Below are 21,030 nucleotides of genomic sequence, written 5' to 3' on the forward strand. Positions count from 1 at the left end.
CATGAAGTCCCTGCTCACCCGCTGGCTTGAGCGTGCCGCAGCAAGCGAGCCGGACGCCCCGGCGCTGATGGTGGAGGGCCAGATTTTCAGTTATTCGGCCCTCTTGTCGGCCAGGCCGGACTGCCTGCCGGAACGCCTGGCAATGTTGCTAAAACAGGCGGAACTGCCCGGCAGCGCCGAGTTGCTTGTCGCCACCAGCGGCAGCACGGGCGAGCCCAAACAGGTGATGCTGAGCGCGGCCAATCTGGAGGCATCGGTGCGAGCCAGCCGCAGCCGGATTCCACTGGAACCGGGCGATATCTGGCTGGCCTGCCTGCCTTTTCATCACATCGGCGGCATCGCCATTTTTTACCGCTGCACGGAAGCGGCCGCCACCGTACTTGTGCACCAGGGGTTTGATGCGGCGCGGGTGAGAGAGGACATGGAACACCATGGCGTGACCCATATCTCCCTGGTGCCGGCCATGCTCGCCCGCCTGCTGGAAACCGGCCCGCCGCCGCTACAGTTGAAATATGCCCTGATCGGCGGCGGCCCTTTATCGGCAAATCTGGCGCAGCGGGCACATCAGGCAGGCTGGCCCATCTGTCCCAGCTACGGCATGAGCGAAGCTGCCTCGCAGATAGCAACGCTGGCCGCATTTCCAGGCGACTGGTGCGAGGGCATGGCCGGCCCGCCGCTGCCGGGAATAAGCGTAGAAATCATTGATAAAAACGGACAGCCGGTAAAGGGTGAAGGCCGCATCCGCGTGCGTGGACCCAGCGTGATGAGGGGGTATGCCAATCCCGCGCATGAGGCCGGCCATGGCCTGCTTGATGGCTGGTTTGTCAGCGGCGACCGGGGCTATTTCGATGAACGCGGCAATCTGGTGGTATTGGGCCGCCACGACGACATGCTGGTGAGCGGGGGCGTCAATATCCACCCTGCCGAAGTGGAAGGCCTGCTGCTCACTTGCCCGGGCGTAAGCGATGTCGCGGTCACCGCCGTGAGCGACGAAGTGTGGGGCGACCGCCTTACCGCCCTGCTGGTTGGCAGCGTCACTTGCAACACAGTGCAGGACTGGTGCAGAAAACACCTCCCCAGTCATTTGCGCCCTCGCCGCTTCGTTGCCGTTGCCGCGCTGCCGCGCAATGCCATGGGCAAGCTGGAGCGGAAGCACTTGCCTGCACTGGCCCTTGCCGTGGAAAATCAGCCCCTAGGCCGAAACGTTTCCGCCCCGATGACCCGGACTTTCTGACGCAGATCGAAAACCGCCTCAAGGCCGTGCTGCAGCACGCGGAGAATACCGGCACCGGCCTCCTCAGCGTCACGCTGGCCGCACCCGAAATCCACTGCACCGGCTTGCCCGGCGCCTTTCATGAACTGTTTTACTGGAGCAGACCGGCCGCACAACATGAAATTCTGGGGCTAGGCGCGGCAGTGGCGTTCCGGGCTGAAGGCGAGGAACGCTGGTCCAGGCTGAGCGGGACATTCGATGATTGGCGCAAACACTGGCGCCATGAAGACGCCGATCATACCGGTCTGCATCCTCTTGCACTGGGCGGTTTTGCCTTTGCGGCGAAGCCGGACAGCCATGCATCACTGCCATCCGCGCAGCTGAGCGTGCCCGAACTGCTGCTGCGCCGGCAAGGTGAAACTTGTGCGCTGACATTCACTTTTCCTGCCCCCCCCGATGACGCAGCCACAGCCTCCGCCATTGCGCGCTTGCGCCAGCTGATGACTGCGCTTGTTCAGCAAGGCGATGCGCATGCGGCTGGCCCTTTACAGCGCCTCGACGACGCCCAGACTGATCAGGCATGGCTGGGGCGGGCCGCACAGGCCGTGCGCGATATTCGCAAGGGCAAGCTGGACAAGGTGGTATTGAGCCGCCGGGTATCGTTTCGCACCGGGCAGAACTTCGACCCGGCCCGGGCCATGGCGGATCTGGAACAGCATTATCCCTCGTGCACCCTGTTTGCCACAGGCACGGCGGATGGCGGCGTGTTCCTCGGCGCCAGCCCGGAAACCCTGGTGCGGCTACAGGACAGGGAAGTGTATTGCGATGCGCTCGCGGGCACGTCATGGGGCGAGGGGCAAGCCACGCCAGCCGCAGACCGGAAATTGCTCGCCGACGTGAAAAACGGACGCGAACATCGCTTGGTCGTGCAGGCCATCGCCGAGGCCTTGCGTCCACTGTGCGCCCGCCTGGAGGTTCCCAATGCCCCGCGGATTCTGCACCTTGGTCATTTGCGTCATTTGTGGAGCAGCTTGCGCGGCCGCGTGAAAACGGGGGTCAGCCTGCTTGATCTGCTGCAGCGCGTGCACCCCACCCCTGCTGTCGGCGGTTACCCGCGACAGGCCGCACTGGATTGGCTGACGCAGCAGGGCGAACAGCGCGAAGGCTGGTATACCGGCGCCATCGGCTGGCTGGATGCAAACGGGGATGGCGAATTTGCAGTGGCGCTGCGCTGTGCCCATCTTCAGGGAAAAGTGGCACACCTCTATGCCGGAGCAGGCATCGTGGCCGGCTCCGAACCGCAGCGGGAACTGGCCGAAACCGAAGCCAAGTTCGCTGCCATGCTGCATGCGCTAGGAGCCGGGCATGGCTGAAGCAGCCAGCGAAAACCTGGTCTGGGCCAGCCACCTGATCCATGGTCTGACCGCGGGCGGGGTGACGCATGCGGTGATTTCGCCCGGCTCGCGCTCCACGCCGCTGGCGCTGGCCTGTCTGCACCATACAGGTCTGAAAAACTGGATACAAGTGGACGAGCGCAGCGCCGCATTCTTTGCCCTGGGGCTGGCCAAGGCCTGCCGCCAACCCGTCATCCTGATCTGCACTTCCGGCTCGGCACCAGCCAACTGGTATCCCGCCGTGATCGAAGCGGACATGGGCGCAATTCCACTGATCCTGCTCAGCGCCGACCGCCCGGCCGAGTTGCGCAATTGCGGCGCCAACCAGTCCATAGACCAGATGCACCTCTTCGGCGGCCATGTGCGCGCCTTCCACGAGCTGCCTCCGGCCGATGTTCGACAGGAAATGCTGAAATATTTGCGCACGCTGACCGCGCGGGTGGCAGACCAGTGCCGCTGGCCCCTGCCCGGCCCGGTGCATGTCAACGTGCCGCTGCGCGAGCCGCTGGTACCCCTTGCTTCGGTACAAGCGGAAAGCATGGCACCTGTCATGGTCAGCCATCCGCTCCTGTCCCTGCCCGCCGAGGAAACCGCAACGCTGGCGCGCGAACTGGCGGGAAGAAAAGGCCTGATCGTGTGCGGCGGCGGAGATCATGGCCCCGGCTTCCCTGCGGCAGTCACCGCACTGGCTGGCAAACTGGCCTGCCCGGTGCTGGCCGATCCGCTTTCCGGCCTGCGCTTCGGCAGCCATGAGCAGGCATCCATCTTCTGCCGTTACGACGCTTTTTTGCGCCGCGGCAGTGCGCACGATAGCCTGCGCCCGGACTGGGTGCTGCGCTTCGGCGCCATGCCGGTCTCCAAAACCTTGCAGCAGTTTCTTGTGGCACAGCCGGGCATGGATCACATCGTGGTGGATGCGCACGGCCGCTGGCCCGATCCGCTGCATCAGGCCACGCGAGTCTTGAGGGCTGATCCCGCCGTATTGTGCCGTCAGCTGGAAATAGCGATCGAACTTGCCGCACCCGCATCCTGGCTGGCGTCATTTCAGGCCGGAGAGCAGCGAGCCGCCAGGCTGGCGCAGCAGGATGCGCCGCTGGAAGCCGGAGTGGTGCGTGCCATAGTGGACCTGCTACCCGATGGCGCTACACTTTTCAGCGGCAACTCCATGGCAATCCGCGATCTCGATACCTATTCCGGCAGCGGCGCCAAGCGGTTGCGGATCATTGGCAATCGCGGCGCGAGCGGCATCGACGGCAACGTCTCAACCGCCGCTGGCCTGGCAGCCGGCAGCAGCTCACCGGTGGTGGCGCTGCTCGGCGATCTGGCGTTCTATCACGATATGAACGGCCTGCTGGCCGCACGGGGACTGGATGTGGTATTTGTCGTGTGCAACAACGGCGGTGGCGGAATTTTCGAATATCTGCCGCAGTCTCGACTGGAGCATTTCGAGCGAGCCTGGCTGACGCCGCTCGGGCTGGATTTTGCCCATGCGGCCAGAATGTACGGGCTAGGCTATCAGAAGGTCAACCGGGCAGCGGATTTCCCTACGGCCCTGGCGGGTGCGCTCGCGGGCGGCGCGCATCTGATCGAGGTGATGGTTGAGCGGGAGGTCAGTGTAGCGCGCCATCAGGCTTACTGGGCGGCTGTGGCGGAGTAGGTTGCTGGCGCAGGTAGACCTGCCCCGTTTCGCTATCCACAAAGCGGATTTCCTCGAGCTGTCCGATCAGGTAACGCTTCCTCAGGGTGAGGTCCACCGGATCGGCAAAATCGGCTTTCCAGAACGTGTTGCTCTCGGAGTGATAAGGTGCTTTCAGACGAAACACGGCGAGCATTTTCAGATGCGCCCGCGCGGGGAGTCCAGAAGTCTTGATCCTGGCACCAAAACCGGCATCGTCATCCACCGCGCGCGGATAAAAATCATAGAGATTTTCGAAGGCCAGGAAATAGTCATAACGCCACACATTCCGGACTTCCAGCCTTTTCCCCGGATAAATTTCCACTTCAACCGGCCCGGCCTTTTCCTGCTGGGTGGATTTCAGGGGTAGAAACTTGACGCGGTAATAATCGCTACTTTCCGGATTGGCCAGCGGTTCCCAGCTCCATCCTTCCGCGACATTGTTGAATGCCATGCGGTACAGCAGCGTGAGCGTGCCGCTTGCCGCTTCAAAATCCATGCTGAAGCCGGGGCTGTTGTCGAGATCCACGGCAAAGGAAAAAGTCCGCCCATCCAGTTCCGCAAGGCGATCCGGCGCCATGCGGGAAAGCGTGTGGAACCATTCTTCAATATCCTGACCGGCATTGCCGCCGGGCAAGGGCTGATCCCCGCAAGCGAGGCAGGAAAACAGGCTAAGAAGCACCGCCAGAAATATCTTGCCCGCCATCCCGGTTTATTCCTGCGGCTGGATCGAAGTGAGATAGGCCAGAATGTCGCGGATATCCGTGTCCTTCAACTGGGCCAGGATGCCGCGTGAATCCTCTTCATCGTGCGGACGCTCGCCGTTGATATAGCCGGTAATCTGCTTCATGAGGTAATTGGTGTACTGCCCCACCAGCATCGGGAACGATCCCCGCCCCCCTCCGTCCTTGGCATGGCAGGAGGCACACTCCTTCTTGTAGACCTTGCCGCCATTCTCGATATCGCCTTCGGAGCGCCCGATGATCATGACTTTTTCCATCATCTGCAAACGGGTCAAACCATCCTCATCGCCCTTGAATACGGGGGGTTTGGTAGGTAGCTTGATGGATGCCAGATAGGCGGAAATGTTGTGGATATCCACATCCGATAAATCGCGTTCCTCTGTATAGGGGAACATTGGAAAGTTGATGCGCTTCCGGGCACGGAAACTTTCCAGCTGGCTTGCCAGGTATTTTTCCGACTGTCCGGCGAGCCGGGGATATTCGCCGCGCGAGCCGCCCTGGCCGAATTCGCCATGGCAAGTCGCGCAGACCCCCATCATGTCACGGGCGCTTTCCGCATCGAAAGCATTTGCTTCGAGGCTGGACATACCCAGCGCCAACGCGAAAAAACCCGCCAGAAATTTGCCGCTATTGCGACATGCCATTTTTTCTTTTGAAGGAGAACGGGCGAACAGCCCCACCAGTATTTTCATTACGACACCATCTCGAGTTTATTGCGATTAAACGGACAATTTTATACTTTTCCACTCATTTTTGAACTTGATCTGGAACAGGAGTTCAGAAAATCCGGCTTAATCCCGAACGCCATCCGCCGGCAAGGGCCGTTCATCCATCAAGCGCCGGATGCGTTCGGCCACCTCGGCGGGCGGCGAGGCATAGGCGAACTTGGCAAGGAAGCGCCCATCCGGCCCCAGCAGATACATGCCGGCCGAGTGATCGACCGAATATTTATCCTTCGCGGCCCCCGGTTCCCAGTGTTTTTCATAGCGCACCTTGAAGTGGTCCGCCACCCGGCGTACCAGTTCCGGCGAACCGGAGAGCCCAATAATGCGGGGATGGAAAAAAGCGGTATAGCGGCGCAGCACTTCCGGCGTGTCACGTTCCGGGTCCACCGTGACGAACAGCGGTTGCAAACGATCGGCCTGTTTGCCCAGTTTACCCATGATGAGCGACATTTCCGCCAAAGTGGTTGGGCAAATGTCCGGACAAAAAGTGTAACCGAAGGAAATGAGCTGGAAACGGCCAGGAAAATCCTGGTCGGTAACGGCACGCCCCCGGTGATCCATGAGCAGGTAGCGCGAGACGATTCCGGCTTCCGGCTGCTCTTCGCTGTCCGCTGGCGCAACCTCGGCCCATGCGATGGGCGCGCCAATCAGCACGGCGGCGAGGGCAGCAAGGCATAATCTTTTCATGGCGAATATCCTATTGGGACGCGGGAGCCGGAACGGCGGCCCGCAAACGTGCCGTCAAGTCTTCTGCCTTGCTGGTGAGCGCGGACTCGTCCGGGCAGACAGCCGGATCTTTTTTAACCTGGGCAAGAAAAGCCTCGTTGGTGGCCGACTCAAAAACCTCTCCATAGCGCCGTGATTTGGGCGCATGTTCGATCATAACCGCCTTGATACGCGTAGCCGCAGGCTTGTAGGAACAGGCCAGTGCCTGGCCATTGAGCAGCCCCAGATCACGCACTTCCGCCAATCCGGCATCGGAATGGGAATCCGCGGCAACTGGCAGGGCAAGGCCCAGAAGACACAGGGCAAGAGCAAAACGTTTCATCATCAATTTTTCCTTTTGTAGCAAAATATATTGGGTCTTTTATTTCCGCACCGCCGGTGCGGGCGTGGCCAGCATCTTGATCAACAAGATGGCCGAAATTTCGCGATTTACGGCAGTGTCTGCATAATCACGCGCGGTTTTCCCCTGATTGTCCTTGGCATGCACATCGGCGCCTTTTGCGAGAAGCAGCTCAAGATTCGCCTTCTGGCCGGAGAACGCGGCGATATGCAGCGGAGCGGCACCACTGCTGTCCTTTACATTGACGGCCGCACCCTTGTCGAGCAGCAGCCTGGTGATGTCCGGCGCGGGAGTGCTCGCCGCGATGTGGAGCGGCGTTGAGCCCAGATCGTTTTTTGCATTTACCATGCCGCGATTTGCGGCAATGAATTTGCTGACTGCCTGCGCATCCCTGGCCTTCACGGCTTCGTGTATGGTAACGGCAGAGGCAGAAAAACTGGCGACCAGCGCAATAGTGCTAGCAATCGATGTAATAATGCGGGCTGGGGTCATTTCTTCATCCTGTTATAAAATCAATTCATGCCACTGACGGCATTGGCTAAAATACCGGCCAGTTTAGTCTGAATACATTCAAGGAGTAAATCGATGGGCACATGGACTCGCGCGGCAGCACTGGCCGGAATGCTGCTCGGCGGCCAGGTACTGGCGGCCGAATGGGCACCGATCAAGCAGGAAGATCATACAGTACGCGAGATAGACACCGCCAGCATCAAGAAGAATGGTCCGCTGGTGACCTTCACCGCACGTCACACCTTCGTGGACCGGAACGAATACAAGGTGAGCCGGCGCGAAGCGCAATATCTCCTGATTCACTCCCGCGCCAATTGTGGCTTCCGCACCCTGGCCCAACTCGCCACCGAGGCTTACGACGAGAAAATGGTGCTGATCAGCAAGCAAAAAATCCTGCAACCGCAGGATTTGCCCGTGACCAAAGGGAGCATCGACGAAGGCGCCCTGAATTTCGTTTGTGCAGGAAACTCACCACAGGCGCGCTGATCCGTCCGGAACAGAAAACTCCATGCAAACCCCTCACTTTTTTGCTGCTGTCCGCACCATCAGACTGTACGATCCCCTGGCCGCCTTCCTCGGCGCGATGGAGGATGGCCAGATCGAATACACCTATCTCGACGCGGTAAAACTCGCCGGGCACTCCTGCCCCACTGTGGCAGGTGCCTACCTGGCAACCCTGAAGGCATTAGGGCACCTTTACCCCGGAACCATGCCGCAACGTGGCGGCATCAAGGTATCTTTCCGCGCATCCGGCAGCAGCGGCGTGACCGGCGTCATGGCGAATATCGCCACACTGATCACGGGCGCCACAGAGGACAAAGGCTTCAAGGGGATTGGCGGAAAATTCGACCGGCGCAATCTGCTGTTCTTTGATGCGCCCATCCGTGGCGAGATATGTTTCGAACGCAGTGATACGGGAATTGCCGTGAACACCACGTACCACCCTGAAATCGTGCCCCCGGAAGCAGCCATGAAGGAGCTGATGCAAGCGGCACAGGCGGGTGCCGCCACCCCGCTGGAACAAAATGAATTCGCCAGACTGTGGCAGGATCGGGTCAGGCGCATCCTGATCGAGCACATCGACGATCCCCGGCTGATCGTTCTGAATTGAGCCATGGAAAAGCTGACTCTGCTTTTGAGTTCCGAGCAGGCTGATGCCCATTGCCGGACTCTGGTCACGCAAAACCGGCATTCCGGGCAGGCACTGGCGGCATTGATTGCCCTGCAATCATTCATCGCGGCGACAGCCGAGCCCGGCAACAAGACCGGTAACGCTTACCAAAACATCAAGCTGGTCCTCGAACAGCATATCGCCACGGCGCGCAAACACGTGATGGAAGACAACCTCGCCCGTCTGCTTGGCGCACTTGGCGAGAAAAATCTGGGCGACATTCAAAACGTGCATGCCGCGCTATCACGCAACGGCTTCCACCAGACCGTGCTGGCTGCCATCCGGCACCTGCCGGACCCGGCATTGCTCTCCGCTGCCAGCTGGGTAGCGGATTGGCACCGCGATGCCCGAACACGCGCCGAAGCGGCCAGCCCTTATCCGGACTCACTGAACCTGGGTGGAGCAGGTATTTCACCCGCGCGCTTTGCTGCCATGTCAGAACTCAATACCTATCTTCAGGAAGCCGCTTCCTGAACAACGGGACAAGCCGGGCGTTTTATTAGAGCCAAAACATTGCGGCGGGAGCGGCGCCCTCGCCGCGATTTGTGGTTGCATTCGCGCCGGGGCGGGGCTCCTACATGTACGAGCATAATCTGGGTTAATATTGCACCTCCCCCGTACTCTCGTCTCAAGGAGCAACGATGAAATCCAGATTCGACATTCTCAGCCCTTTCTCCCTGCTGCTGCTGGGCCTTGTCACCACGTCGCTGGCAGGAGGGGCGCTCGCCGCCGATACACCCAAGCGGAAATCCGGCCTGTGGGAAATCAGCACCCGCATGGAGGGAATCCCCAACATGGGCCCCATCCAGCAATGCATTGACAAGAACACCGACAATCTCATGCAGCAGCAGGCGCAGAAGGACAAACCCAATTGCAGCGTGATGGACGTTAAACAACAGGGCAACAAGCTCACCATGCACTCGGTCTGCAAAATCGAGAACACCACCGCAACGACTGATGCGGTGTTCACCGGCACATTTGATTCAGCATACAAGGGCGACATGCGTACCCGCTACAGCCCGCCCATGCATGGAATGAGCGAATCAAAAATGGCCATGGAAGCCAAATGGCTGGGGCCTTGCAAGGCGGGTCAGAAACCCGGCGACGTGATCATGCCGAACATGAAGGGCATGAATATCAACGAAATGATGAATGACCCGAAATTCCAGGAAATGATGAAGCGGCAAAAATAAGCTGCCGCAGTGCCGACTGCGGTCTGACAGGCTCTTTCAGACCGCGAATTCCGCTTTCGACCCGTATCAGACGGTCATGGCCTTGTTGGCCACAGTCCGCTCGTCCCCATAAAAAGACATTAGGTTTCTGCCATGGAAATAGACCTCACTTTCTCATGCCAGTGCGGCGCTTTCGTCGATGAAACGGTCGCATGTGACGGCCCCAATGTCTTGGCAGAGACTAATTCGGCCAGCCTTCGTGAGTATTGGGAAACCATCATTTGCGATGGTTGTGGGAAGGACTACGACACTCGCATCATTTGCACACTTTCCGATACCAACATTAGCGTACCCAATGTTGTCGACCTTGCCTTTGACGTTCACGATCTCTTCGAGCAGGAGGATGTGGTATCAGAAATCGAGAGCACCCGACAACTGGACGTCTACCGCAAAGTATCAACGGACATAATCTCGCTTTTGCGCAATCCACATTCAGCAGAAGTCCAAGCAACATTGAACAACATGCTCTTCGCCCAAGTAGTAACCGCTATGGAAGCCTATCTTTCGAGCAGCTTTATCTCGACGGTCGTTAATGACGAAGCACTTATTCGACGCCTTGTCGAAACGGACCCTGAATTGGCGAAAAGGCAGTTCTCATTGAGGGAGATATTCACCCAATGGGAAGAGCTGAAGCACCTAGTTGCACGCCACCTCAAAGATTTGATCTTCCACGATCTCAAGAAAATCAAGCCAATGTATCTAGCCGTACTGGATATCGACTTCGGCGACGTCGCATGGCTTTTCAAGGCTGTTATCGTCCGCCATGATTGCGTTCATCGCAATGGGTTTGACAAGGCCGGGAATCAGCAACAAATCGAAAGCGATGCAATCATTGAGCTAGTAAAGCAGTGCACCCACCTTGTTGCTGAGATTGAGGAACAACTCATTGCTCGCCGAGAAACCCAACTTTCGTTTGAGGCACCTGCGCGAAAAGCCGCGCAGGCGCCTCAACTCCACGTTGGCGCTGTAGAAAATCACCATCCATCACATTACTGAATGGCCGCTGTGCACCATATTTCTGACTGCCATTTCAAGTTCTTGTCTGACCGCAAATGGCACATGGCAGCCCTTCCGGCCGATCATCAATATGGCTTCTGGCCGGCCCAGTTTCCCACGGGTGAATACTGACAGACCCAGATCTGATCCCGGCTCCCGCACACAGCCATGCCGCATCCTACGGACGTCGTCTTTTTCCATACCAGTTGGGTGTAATGTCCGCACACTTCGGAAGGTGCGCAAGCATTATCCGCATGGCGGTAATGCTTTTTTTCACTACCCCAGGCATCCACCACCGCTTTAGGATCGACCCGACGCAGCTCTCGCCTGCCATCTGACCAGATGACTGCGCTTTGCCAGAAAATATTTTCACCTGCCGCACCATTGCTGTGTTTCATGTCGCAGTCATGGCTGTTTTTTAGCTGGTCTGCCCATGCCTGCGCCGAGGAGGCCAGCTTTTTGGAATACGCGACCCCCGGAACACCGGCTTCGGCACGCCATTTATTGTGCGCCGCGACGATTCTGGCCCCATCCACCCGGCCAGGCGAAGAAGCGTCCCCCAGGGGCGGCGCGATCACTGTCTTGCTCTCACCCCAGAAAGAGGCTTCTTCGGCGAAATCGGCCTGGGCAAAACTGCCATGAACCAAAACCAGGGCGCACAATGCGCGTGAAAGATACTTCAATAACGGTTTACTCAAATCCGGCCCCATTTGCCATAAACGAAGTAAGCAGCGACCACCGGTACTCAGTCAGACACAAGAAAGGGCGTGCCAGTGGTACGCCCTTTTGGTGAAAACGACTGGAACTTATCAGTCGCGCGTCACACGTGTCACGCCACCGCCACTCAGCACACGCACCCGGTCGCCGGGGCGGATGTCTTCGTCGGCTTCCTGGGTGACGGCGATCATTCTGCCGCTATGCAGCTTGACGGTGATCTCCAAGCCGGTTTTTCTGGTCACGCCTTCTTCAATGGCAGAACCTGCCACACCACCGGCAACCGCGCCCAGAACGGCGCCGACCACGCTGCCCTTGCCGCTGCCGATACTGCTGCCGGCAATGCCGCCCACTGCGGCGCCCGCGACCGTACCCACCGGCGTCTTGGTGCCTTCAAGGTTCACCTGGCGCACGCTCTCCACCACGCCCATCTGGACTTCCTGTACCTGGCGTGCCTGCGAACGTGTATAGGCGCCGCCCGACATACTCGAAGCACATCCACCCAGAACCATTGCTGCAATCAGCATTGCACCTGCCGCTTTAATCGTGCTCATGAATTTTCCCTTCCTTAAAGTCTAAAAATATCAGATTTGCCTGGTACGCCACATGCAAAACAGTTTACCACCGCACTCCCTTCTTGCTGTGACAGCGCCTGTTACAACAAGTTTAACAGGGTGCTGGAAGCCTGATTTATACCCCCATCAACAACGCGGTTGAACATGGCATCGGGACATGCTAGTCTTCTTGTCCTGAAATTATGGCGCTATCCGACTACATTCATACATTTGGCCAACACCTGCTCCAACTTCACGGTGAGCGGGTGCACAAAATCGCCCTTGATGCAGGATTCACCTGCCCCAATCGCGATGGCGCCAAGGGCATCGGCGGCTGCACTTTCTGCAACAACAGTTCATTCAACCCCAACGGCCAACAGCCGCAAGCAATGGAAACGCAGCTGGACAGTGGACGGCGCGCCATCGCGAAGCGAACGCGCGCGAAAAAATTTCTCGCCTACTTCCAGGCCTATACCAACACCTACGCCGATGTGGCCGAGCTGGACAAGCTCTACTGCGAGGCAATGCAGGCCCGGGACATCATTGGCCTGTCTATCGGCACGCGGCCAGACTGCGTTTCGCCACAGGTGCTGGACCTGCTGGCCGGTTATCAGTCCCAGGGACGGCTCGTCTGGCTGGAACTCGGGCTGCAATCATCCTTTGACGAGACCCTGCAACGGGTCAATCGCGGGCACGGCCTGAAAGAATACCGCGATGTCGCCATTGCGGCGCGGCGGCGCGGCATTCCGGTGTGCGCCCATCTCATCCTGGGACTGCCGGGCGAGGGCGAGGACCACTACCACACCACTCTGGACAGGGTGCTCGATATTGGCGTGGACGGACTCAAACTTCACCCCCTGCATGTCGTAAAACACACGGTTCTCGCCAATCAGTGGCGGCGCGGCCAATACCAGCCGATGACGCGCGAGACTTACATCCGGCACGCCTGTGACCTGATCGAACGGACTCCGGAACATATTATTTACCACCGCGTCACCGGCACCGCGAGCAAAGACATTCTGCTCGCGCCTGAATGGTGTTCACAGAAATGGAACGTGCTCAACGGCATCGAGTGCGAACTCGCGCGACGTGGCCACCGTCAAGGCCGGTTCGCCGGTTTACCATGGATCAATGAGGAAATTCCCGATGCAGCCTGAAACAGGAAAATTCGAACTGGTATGCCCCGCTGGCAGTCTGCCGGCCCTGAAAACTGCGGTTGATAATGGCGCGGACTGTGTCTACATGGGATTTCGCGACGACACCAACGCGCGCAATTTCACCGGCCTGAATTTCGATCTTGCGAATGCAAAAGAGGGGGTGCGCTATGCTCACGCCAAGGGCCGGAAGGCTCTGCTGGCCCTCAATACTTACCCTCAGATCACCGGCTGGCAACGCTGGACATCCGCCATCGACAATGCTGCCGACCTGGGTATGGACGCGGTCATTCTCGCCGACCCGGGACTGATGCAATATGCCACCAAAACCCATCCGGACCTTCGTTTGCATCTTTCGGTGCAAGGCTCCGCCACCAATTACGAGGCGATCAATTTCTACCATGAACACTTCGGAATCCGGCGCGCCGTAGTACCGCGCGTGCTGGCACTGGCACAGGTTGAGCAACTGATGGCCAATACCCAGGTTGAAATCGAGCTGTTCGGTTTTGGTGGTCTGTGCGTCATGGTGGAAGGGCGCTGCGCGCTCTCATCCTATGCCACGGGAGAATCGCCCAACACCTGCGGCGTGTGCTCTCCACCCAAGGCGGTGCGCTGGCAGGAAACCCCCGAAGGGCTGGAATCGCGCCTCAACGGCATCCTGATCGACCGCTACGCCAAGGACGAGAACACCGGCTACCCCACGCTGTGCAAGGGGCGCTTCGATGTGGGGGGAGAAACCTATTACGCCATCGAGGAGCCTACCAGCCTCAATACACTCGAACTGTTGCCGGAGCTGATGCGCATGGGTATCGCAGCGATCAAGATAGAGGGGCGCCAGCGTAGCCCGGCCTATGTCGGCCAGGTCACCAAGGTATGGCGCGAAGCCATTGACGCCTGCCGCCGCAATCGCGAACAATTTACCGTCAAACCGGCCTGGATGAATGAACTTGGCAAGGTCTCCGAAGGCCAGCAGCAAACGCTGGGCGCCTACTACCGCCCCTGGAAATAAGAACATGAAACTCTCACTCGGCCCCCTCCTCTACTACTGGGACAGCGAAAAAGTAAACGCCTTTTACGACGCAGTGGCGCATTCTCCAGTGGACATCGTCTACCTTGGCGAAACGGTGTGTTCGCGCCGCCATCTTCTGCGGCTGGATGACTGGCTTGAAGTGGCAAAAAAACTCAGCGATGCAGGCAAGGAAGTGGTGCTCTCCACCCAGACCCTGATCGAATCTGAATCCGACCTCAAAACCCTGCGCAAAATTACCGGCAACGTCAATTTCAGGGTCGAGGCCAACGACATGGGCGCGGTGCGCCTGCTGGCGAACCGGGTGCCCTTCGTGGCCGGTCCCACCCTGAACATCTACAACCCGCAAACTCTTCAGCTACTGGCCGGGATGGGCGCCATGCGCTGGGTCATGCCGGTGGAGATGTCCAGATCGGCACTGGAGGCGATGCGGCAAAGCTGTCCAGACGGCGTGGAAACCGAAACCTTCGCCTATGGACGACTACCGCTGGCATTCTCGGCGCGCTGTTTCACCGCACGCCACCACAATCTGCAGAAGGACGACTGCCAGTTCCGCTGCCTCGATTATGAAAACGGCCTCACCCTCAAAACCCGCGAAGGCCAGCCATTTCTCACGCTCAATGGCATCCAGACGATGTCTGCACGAGTTTACAATTTGCTGGGCGAGTTTGAAGAAATGCGCACCACTGGCGTGGACGTGGTGCGTATCAGCCCACAGGCGTACCACACCGAAAAAATCCTGCATCTGTTCCGCGAAACGCTGGAACAGCGCATCCCGCCCAGCCTGGCATTGCTCCAGATGGAAAAACTGATGCCCGAACTGCCCTGCAACGGCTACTGGCACGGCAAACCCGGCCTGGATTTCATCCCTCAACCCGCTCTCGCAAGAAGCGCCTGAAAGGAACACCATGCGTCCATTCTTCATTCCCCAGCCAATCAGCAACTTGCTTTCCAAGCTGCCGCAATATCCCCATTCACTGATTTTTTGCCGTGCAATGAATCTGGCGCTGGGTGCAAAACTTCATGACCCGGTCTGGCAACCGCTGCATGGGAAACAGGTCAGCGTCCGGGTGCGGGATGCGGGCATCACCTTCCATTTCACCTTCAACCCGCATGGCATCTCCGCCCGTCACCCCGCGCAGGCCGACCTGTCCATCAGCGCCAGCGCTCAGGATTTCATGCTGCTGGCGCTGCGCAAGGAAGATCCGGATACCCTGTTTTTCTCCCGCAGACTGGTGATGGAAGGCGATACCGAACTGGGACTGCTGGTAAAAAACACGCTGGACAGCCTGGAACTGCCACCGCTGGACTTCAGCAGCCTCCTGCCCGCGCACCTGTTCGGAAAGCTCAGGACCCGCCTGCTGGCGTAAAACACCCCGCCACCACCTGTAGTGTTTTTGATTTACAAGTAACCACAATATGTTGTTATAATCTTCCTCACAATTAGAAATAACGTGAGGAGGATTCAATGCCGTTCGCCAAAGCCTACCAGCAGAATAATCAATCCGAAGCACACCGCCCGCATCAAGTTCATCTTCGCGTTATCAATGGCGGCCAGCGCATCAACGAACCACGCGGGGAGTTGCGCTGCTCCCGCCGCATCCCCATGGAATGCTACGTCAAGGTCAGAATGACGGAAAGTGGCGAGGTTTTCTATGCCATGAGCAAGGATCTGAGCGTGGATGGCGTCGCGTTCACCGCCCATTACGTGCCTCGCTATGGCGAGCTGATGGAAATCCAGTTGCAGTCACCGCTCGGCTCCAGCGTCAAACCCTTCAAGGCGCTGGTTCAGGTGCGCCGCTGCAGCCAGAAGGGCGACCACAAGGGTTACGAGATCGGGGCGGCGATCATTAAAGTACGCCAGTAATTTATTGATGTCATTGCCCCAGAAAGGGATACCGATCCACTACGAGCTAAAGCTCATGTGGAATCGTATACGAGAAGCGTAGCGACGAAGCAATCTGTTTCATGCCGCCCAGGGAAAACAGGATTGCTTCGCTGACCGCCACGCTCCGCTCGCGGCTTCGGCTCGCAATGACGGGCTAGTGGCTGGTTCCGGCAGAGCGGGTAGTCTTGTTGTAGACGTTATACTTGCCCGATGGTTTTTTCATCGGGATACGCTTCACTTCCTTCAGCGTCGCGGTATCGTAAATCACCAGCGCGCCATCCATTTCCCAGACGCTTACCAGTGCATATTTTCCATCGCGGGAGAATTCCACATGGGCTGCCGTCTTGCCCGGCTCTGGCCGCAGGATATGCGCGACTTCCAGAGTTTTCTTGTCGATCAGGTGCATCACGTCGTTGCTCGCCGGATTGCCGGTGGCAAATCCGTCCGTCCAGGCATAAGGCGTATTTTCATGACTGCGCATGAAAAAACCCGGCCCCAGCGTCTTGATCTCTTTGATTGTCTTCCAGCTTTGCATATCGATTACGCTTACCACGCCGTCTTTCATGTTGGGTGTGGCCATCACCAGCCGTCCCTGATATTCCCAGGTAATGCCTGAACCGAGATGCGGCATGCCGGGCAGATCCAGTTGCGCCAGTTTTTTCCCGGTATCGAGATCGATGACCTGCCCTTTGTGGCTGTCGCGTGCGGTACCAATCAGCAGTTTGTAGCTCTGATCGAAAAAGAAATCATCGAGGTAATCATCCACCGCGATGCGGCGGATCGGAAAATCCTTCTCGCCATAGGCAATCTCCCACACCTCGCGCGTGTCTTTCAGCGCCGCCACAAAACTGCCGCGCGGCTCGGCCTGATACACGGCGGATACCCGTGAACTCTTTCCATCCAGCCCCTGGGCCGGAATCACCTTGAGCAGCGTGAGGTTTTCAGCATCCAGCAGCACCAGGCTGTGCGGCAAGTAATTGCCCACCAGCACCGTCTTGCCGTCGCCGGATACCGCCAGATTGCGGGTATTGATGCCGGCCCGCACTTCCGCCACGGTTTTCATATGGTAGATATCGAACTTGCTCACCCAGCCATCGCGCGAGGCGAAATAGACGAAACGCCCATCGGGAGAAAACTTTGGTCCGCCATGCAAGGCAAAGCGGGTAGCAAAGCGGTGAATCGGCTCCAGCTTGTCGCCATCAAGAATGGTGGCGTGATGGTCGCCCAGTTCCACCACCACGAACAGGTTGAGCGGGTCGGCGCTGAATATCGGCTTGTCCGCCAGACTACCCGCAGGCACATGCTGAATATGGGAAGTAATGATTTCATTTTCGCCCCACACCGGCATCTGCGGCAGCTTGCTGTAGATCAGCCCTGTCAGCGCCTCAATTTCTTCCTTGCCCAGCTTGTCGCCAAACCCAGCCATCTGGCTAGCAGCGCGGCCTTGGGCGATAGTTTTGACCGCCTCCGGGCGGCGCAAGCGTGCCAGATTTTCCGGCAACAGCGCCGGACCGATACCGCCCAGGCGGTCTGCGCCGTGGCAGGAAGCGCAATGCTCGGTGTAGAGCTGATTCACATCCGGCGCGGCCTGGGCTTTGAAGGGCAAGGCAAAAGGCAAAAAGCAAAAAGCAAAAAGCAAAAATCGCCGCGCAGCGGCCCCGCCCTTTTGCCTTTCCATTTTTGCCCTTTGCCTTTTGCCTTCCATATCACCTTCCCTGTTAGTTTTCATCTCAAACCCCAATCTCCTCATCATCCAGATAACAGGCCGGGTCTTCCGCCCACGGGTCGCCCGTTGTCTGCCATGCCCGCACCCTCGTATTTCCACCGCAGATTGCGAAGTAGGCGCATGCTCCGCAACGGCCGCTCACGGTTCTCGGCTGCGCCTTGAGCCCGGCCATGATGGGGTCCGAGGTGTCTGCCCAGATATCCGAAAAAGAGCGCTCGTGCACATTGCCCAGATTGTAGTTCCACCACATGGTATCGGGATGAACATTGCCCAGGTTGTCGATATTGGCCACGTTCACCCCGGATGAGTTGCCTCCCCACTGCTCAAGCCTGGCGCGAATGTGGCTCTCCAGATGCGGGAAGTTTTTCCTCACCCACAATAGCAGATACACGCCATCGGCATCGTTGTTGCCGGTGACAAATTCCTTCGGCCTGCCCGCCTGCTGGTCACGCCAGCAAGTATCGAGGAGCAGGTCCATGGCCTGCCGGGTTGTCTGGTGAAAGGCATCGTCCTTGCGGTTCTTGTTGCCGCGCCCGGCGTAGTTGAGGTGGGAGAGATAAAATTTATCCAGCCCCTCGTCTTCCATCAGTTGCAACAACGCCGGCAAATCGTGCGCATTGTCCTCGGTCAAGGTGAAACGAATGCCGACCTTGATGCCGCGTTGCTTGCACAGGCGGATGCCGTGCATAGACTTCTCGAACGCCCCATCCATGCGGCGGAATTTATCGTGCGTAGCCTGAATGCCGTCCAGGCTGACGCCGACATAATCGAAACCGATAGCAGCGATTTGCTCAATATTGCTCTCGTCGATCAGCGTGCCGTTGGATGAAAGCCCGACATAAAAGCCCATCTCCCTGGCACGGCGGGATACCTCGAAAATATCTGCTCGCAGCAAGGGTTCGCCACCCGAAAGAATCAGCACGGGCACATGAAAGCGCTTGAGGTCGTCCATCACGCCAAACACTTCCTGCGTGGACAACTCGCCGGGAAAATCCTTATCAGCCGAAATTGAGTAGCAATGCTTGCAGGTAAGGTTGCAGCGGCGGATCAGATTCCAGATCACCACCGGGCCGGGCGGATTGCGCTTGGGCCCGAGCGGGGTAGGTTGAGCGATTTCCTGCATAAACTGGGAAATGCGAAACATGAAACACTCCGGAGTCTCGGAAAAAAATATTGGGACGAATGTACCCGGCCCAATTCGCGCCGGAAATGATTTAGATCAAAGGCACCCGGATTTTGCAAAAAACTAGCGCCATGTAACACCTTAACCCCCCCTCAGCCCCCCCTTGCCAGGGGGAAGCCTTTAAGCCTCCCCTGACAAGGGGAGGTTTGGAGGGGTTGGTTTGCGAAGATTCATGTGTTACATGGTACTAGCGATAATCCTGCTGCGGCAGGTAGAGCGGGTAGAGACTGTTTTCCTCGGTCTCGATGCGCTTGGTCAGCACCTTGCCAATCCCTCCCACCTCCTGCTGGAAGCTCTGCCACATCCTCCCGTCCCATTCGCCCTCGGCGGTGTATTTGTGCAGGAAATCAGCCACCGCTTTACCGATGTGCTGCATTTCCCTGCGGAATTCGTGCATGATCGCGGCATTCTCGGCATCGCCTTCCAGGCTGTGCTGAAGGTAGACGTAGAAACGTACATTTTCCTTGAGCAGGTGGCCACGCAGGGCATCACCGAATTCGCCCAGCTTTTCCTTGGTACGGATCATGTTTTTCTGCTCCATCGCGGCGGTAATTTCGCCAAAGATTCCAAGCAACATGTGATGATCCGATACCAGATTGGGCACCAGATTGGGGTCATAATGCAACTGAGTTCCGGCTGCAACCCCGGATTCGGCAGGTGTTGCAGTCTTTACTGGCTCCCTTGCCACTTCCTGTGTCGCCGGTTTTTTTCTTTTCCACAAGAACTCGAACATAAAGCCTCCAGTTATCAACAACAATCAGATTATCCGCAAACCTGTTTTTTTTAATATCTTCGTACTGTAAAGAATTTCGTGCCCATGGCAAGCATTCCCCAGCATTTCTTCAATCTGCCTCGCCTTTGACTCCACTTCGGCCCGATCATGGCCATGCACCATGGCGAACAGGTTGTAGGGCCAGTCCGGCAGATAACGCGGGCGCTGGTAACAGTGGCTAACGGATTCGAGTTGGCCGATGCGCTCGCCCAGTTCGTCGATCTGTTCGCCGTCCACGTCCCACACCGTCATGCCGTTGGCACTGTAACCCAGTGCGTAATGATTGGGTACTGCGGCAATGCGGCGTATCACGCCGCTTTCCAGCATGAGCCGCATACGCTGCATCACCATTTCCGGCGTGCTTCCGACTTGTTCCGCCACCGCATGATATGGCTGCGGCACCAGCGGCAGGCCGTCCTGGGTGGCAAGAATGATCAGCCGGTCAAGTTGTTCAAGCCGCGGGGTTTCAGGTGACATCAAGGCCTACTTTGCCTCCATTTTTTCGAACAGCAAGGTGATTCTGTCCATCGCATCAAGCAGGCGCTCGCTTGTGGTTGCAACCGTAGTGGCCTGCATGGCTTTGTCACTGCCGCCATTACCCAGCGCGGTTTCGAAAAACATCCATTGCTGGCGCGCCAATTCCAGTTCACCCCGGATTGCCTGCGATGTGCCAGGTGCGCTGGAGAGCGCCTTCAAGCCGGTAGTGAATTCTCCGCGCGCCTTGCCTAGTTCAGCGGTTTCATTGGCAGACGCCACCCCCCAGTTGATCGCCTGGTAAAGTTTTGCCATGCGCTGGGACAGCATGCGCTGACGGCCAGCAACACCGACCAGAGGACCGCTCTCGGACTTTGAAAGGCTGACCAAATGGAGTGTACCTTCATGTGAAAGCTGCAATACAGCATCGCTGATCTCCATCACCTTTTTTGCGCCTTCTCGACCGGGGGCAATGCCGATCAGCACATCCTTGTAGGTGAGCCACGTTTTTTCCAGTTTGGCATAAGTGTTCCTGGTTTCGGGGGTCGGGGCATAATTCTTCAACTCAACCAGTTGTTGGTCAAATAGCGCGACCGAGCTTTCCAATATTTTCGTGGAGCGCTGGGTATCTATCTTCTGGCCGATCTGCAGGTATGCCTTGGCCATACGCTGTGACAGCATGCGCTGGCGGCCAGCCTTGTTGATCGCCGAGTTGATGTCATTAATCTCCGCCATCGCAGAATTGTTGGCGCTGCTTAACAGAATCACCAGGCACGCAAAAAGAAGAGTTGCCAGAAACTTCCTGATTGGCGC

General features: G+C 58.0%; 25 protein-coding genes. 13 read left to right on the forward strand and 12 right to left on the reverse strand.

The genetic code is table 11. The annotated features are described in order from the left end of the window. The first annotated feature begins 1 nt into the window (after position 1). Genes WC392_02150 through menD form a run of 3 tightly spaced genes read left to right on the forward strand, consistent with a single transcriptional unit; the run spans position 2 to position 4,264 of the window. On the forward strand, positions 2-1,234 hold the full coding sequence (locus WC392_02150) for a fatty acid--CoA ligase family protein (protein ID MFA5241157.1): 1,233 nt from the start codon (positions 2-4) through the stop codon (positions 1,232-1,234). A 26-nt stretch (positions 1,235-1,260) separates the two neighbouring features. After that, positions 1,261-2,586 carry an isochorismate synthase gene (locus tag WC392_02155; GenBank protein MFA5241158.1) on the forward strand — a complete coding sequence of 442 codons (1,326 nt, stop codon included), beginning with the start codon at positions 1,261-1,263 and terminating at the stop codon, positions 2,584-2,586. Next, the gene (gene menD, locus WC392_02160; protein ID MFA5241159.1) at positions 2,579-4,264 is read left to right on the forward strand and encodes a 2-succinyl-5-enolpyruvyl-6-hydroxy-3-cyclohexene-1-carboxylic-acid synthase; all 1,686 of its coding nucleotides are present in this window, start codon (positions 2,579-2,581) and stop codon (positions 4,262-4,264) included. Before WC392_02155 ends, menD begins: the two co-directional genes overlap by 8 nt. Here the strand turns inward: menD and WC392_02165 are convergent. From WC392_02165 to WC392_02185, 5 genes are all read right to left on the reverse strand, one after another. Continuing rightward, positions 4,218-4,988 carry a hypothetical protein gene (locus WC392_02165; protein ID MFA5241160.1) on the reverse strand — a complete coding sequence of 257 codons (771 nt, stop codon included), beginning with the start codon at positions 4,986-4,988 and terminating at the stop codon, positions 4,218-4,220. The genes menD and WC392_02165 overlap by 47 nt on opposite strands. A gap of 6 nt (positions 4,989-4,994) precedes the next feature. Further along, on the reverse strand, positions 4,995-5,717 hold the full coding sequence (locus WC392_02170) for a c-type cytochrome (protein MFA5241161.1): 723 nt from the start codon (positions 5,715-5,717) through the stop codon (positions 4,995-4,997). Positions 5,718-5,816: 99 nt separating this feature from the next. After that, positions 5,817-6,437: an SCO family protein gene (locus WC392_02175; protein MFA5241162.1), complete on the reverse strand. Its 621-nt coding sequence runs from the start codon at positions 6,435-6,437 to the stop codon at positions 5,817-5,819. A gap of 10 nt (positions 6,438-6,447) precedes the next feature. Beyond that, positions 6,448-6,801: a hypothetical protein gene (locus WC392_02180; protein MFA5241163.1), complete on the reverse strand. Its 354-nt coding sequence runs from the start codon at positions 6,799-6,801 to the stop codon at positions 6,448-6,450. Positions 6,802-6,837: 36 nt separating this feature from the next. After that, positions 6,838-7,308, reverse strand: coding sequence for an ankyrin repeat domain-containing protein (locus WC392_02185; protein ID MFA5241164.1), 471 nt, complete (start codon positions 7,306-7,308; stop codon positions 6,838-6,840). A gap of 93 nt (positions 7,309-7,401) precedes the next feature. On the opposite strand from WC392_02185, the gene WC392_02190 reads away from it, so the two are divergent. The 5 genes from WC392_02190 to WC392_02210 all read left to right on the forward strand — a co-directional run bounded on the left by WC392_02190 (position 7,402) and on the right by WC392_02210 (position 10,725). Next, on the forward strand, positions 7,402-7,812 hold the full coding sequence (locus WC392_02190) for a surface-adhesin E family protein (protein ID MFA5241165.1): 411 nt from the start codon (positions 7,402-7,404) through the stop codon (positions 7,810-7,812). A gap of 22 nt (positions 7,813-7,834) precedes the next feature. Then, positions 7,835-8,437 (forward strand): hypothetical protein, encoded by a 603-nt coding sequence (locus WC392_02195; protein ID MFA5241166.1) that lies wholly within the window; start codon positions 7,835-7,837, stop codon positions 8,435-8,437. Between the two features lie 3 nt (positions 8,438-8,440). After that, complete coding sequence (locus WC392_02200; protein ID MFA5241167.1) at positions 8,441-8,971, forward strand: hypothetical protein; 531 nt, start codon at positions 8,441-8,443, stop codon at positions 8,969-8,971. Positions 8,972-9,138: 167 nt separating this feature from the next. Beyond that, a complete protein-coding gene (locus tag WC392_02205; GenBank protein ID MFA5241168.1) occupies positions 9,139-9,690 on the forward strand; it encodes a DUF3617 family protein in 552 nt (183 codons plus the stop codon). Positions 9,691-9,822: 132 nt separating this feature from the next. After that, positions 9,823-10,725, forward strand: a complete 903-nt coding sequence (locus WC392_02210; protein ID MFA5241169.1) for a hypothetical protein — start codon at positions 9,823-9,825, stop codon at positions 10,723-10,725. Positions 10,726-10,811: 86 nt separating this feature from the next. On the opposite strand, the gene WC392_02215 is transcribed toward WC392_02210, so the two are convergent. Continuing rightward, positions 10,812-11,423, reverse strand: coding sequence for a CAP domain-containing protein (locus WC392_02215; GenBank protein ID MFA5241170.1), 612 nt, complete (start codon positions 11,421-11,423; stop codon positions 10,812-10,814). Positions 11,424-11,534: 111 nt separating this feature from the next. Beyond that, positions 11,535-11,993 (reverse strand): glycine zipper 2TM domain-containing protein, encoded by a 459-nt coding sequence (locus WC392_02220; GenBank protein MFA5241171.1) that lies wholly within the window; start codon positions 11,991-11,993, stop codon positions 11,535-11,537. 203 nt (positions 11,994-12,196) lie between these two features. On the opposite strand from WC392_02220, the gene WC392_02225 reads away from it, so the two are divergent. The 5 genes from WC392_02225 to WC392_02245 all read left to right on the forward strand — a co-directional run bounded on the left by WC392_02225 (position 12,197) and on the right by WC392_02245 (position 16,041). Further along, a complete protein-coding gene (locus tag WC392_02225; protein ID MFA5241172.1) occupies positions 12,197-13,150 on the forward strand; it encodes a TIGR01212 family radical SAM protein in 954 nt (317 codons plus the stop codon). Beyond that, positions 13,140-14,156 carry a peptidase U32 family protein gene (locus WC392_02230; protein ID MFA5241173.1) on the forward strand — a complete coding sequence of 339 codons (1,017 nt, stop codon included), beginning with the start codon at positions 13,140-13,142 and terminating at the stop codon, positions 14,154-14,156. Before WC392_02225 ends, WC392_02230 begins: the two co-directional genes overlap by 11 nt. A 4-nt stretch (positions 14,157-14,160) precedes the next feature. Further along, positions 14,161-15,072, forward strand: a complete 912-nt coding sequence (locus tag WC392_02235; GenBank protein MFA5241174.1) for a U32 family peptidase — start codon at positions 14,161-14,163, stop codon at positions 15,070-15,072. Positions 15,073-15,082: 10 nt separating this feature from the next. Next, the gene (locus tag WC392_02240; GenBank protein ID MFA5241175.1) at positions 15,083-15,544 is read left to right on the forward strand and encodes an SCP2 sterol-binding domain-containing protein; all 462 of its coding nucleotides are present in this window, start codon (positions 15,083-15,085) and stop codon (positions 15,542-15,544) included. A gap of 98 nt (positions 15,545-15,642) precedes the next feature. Then, entirely contained in the window at positions 15,643-16,041 is a 399-nt protein-coding gene (locus WC392_02245) for a PilZ domain-containing protein (GenBank protein ID MFA5241176.1), read from the forward strand. 175 nt (positions 16,042-16,216) lie between these two features. Here the strand turns inward: WC392_02245 and WC392_02250 are convergent, their stop codons facing one another. The 5 genes from WC392_02250 to WC392_02270 all read right to left on the reverse strand — a co-directional run bounded on the left by WC392_02250 (position 16,217) and on the right by WC392_02270 (position 20,952). Further along, the gene (locus tag WC392_02250) at positions 16,217-17,668 is read right to left on the reverse strand and encodes a cytochrome D1 domain-containing protein (GenBank protein MFA5241177.1); all 1,452 of its coding nucleotides are present in this window, start codon (positions 17,666-17,668) and stop codon (positions 16,217-16,219) included. Positions 17,669-17,792: 124 nt separating this feature from the next. Then, entirely contained in the window at positions 17,793-18,932 is a 1,140-nt protein-coding gene (gene nirJ / locus WC392_02255) for a heme d1 biosynthesis radical SAM protein NirJ (protein ID MFA5241178.1), read from the reverse strand. A gap of 226 nt (positions 18,933-19,158) precedes the next feature. Further along, the gene (locus WC392_02260; GenBank protein MFA5241179.1) at positions 19,159-19,704 is read right to left on the reverse strand and encodes a hemerythrin domain-containing protein; all 546 of its coding nucleotides are present in this window, start codon (positions 19,702-19,704) and stop codon (positions 19,159-19,161) included. Positions 19,705-19,728: 24 nt separating this feature from the next. Further along, entirely contained in the window at positions 19,729-20,220 is a 492-nt protein-coding gene (locus WC392_02265; GenBank protein MFA5241180.1) for an Lrp/AsnC family transcriptional regulator, read from the reverse strand. A gap of 6 nt (positions 20,221-20,226) precedes the next feature. Then, positions 20,227-20,952 (reverse strand): type IV pili methyl-accepting chemotaxis transducer N-terminal domain-containing protein, encoded by a 726-nt coding sequence (locus WC392_02270; protein MFA5241181.1) that lies wholly within the window; start codon positions 20,950-20,952, stop codon positions 20,227-20,229. Positions 20,953-21,030 lie beyond the last annotated feature (78 nt).

The sequence above is a fragment of the Sulfuricella sp. genome (assembly GCA_041651995.1).
Classification (GTDB): Bacteria; Pseudomonadota; Gammaproteobacteria; order Burkholderiales; family Sulfuricellaceae; genus Sulfurimicrobium.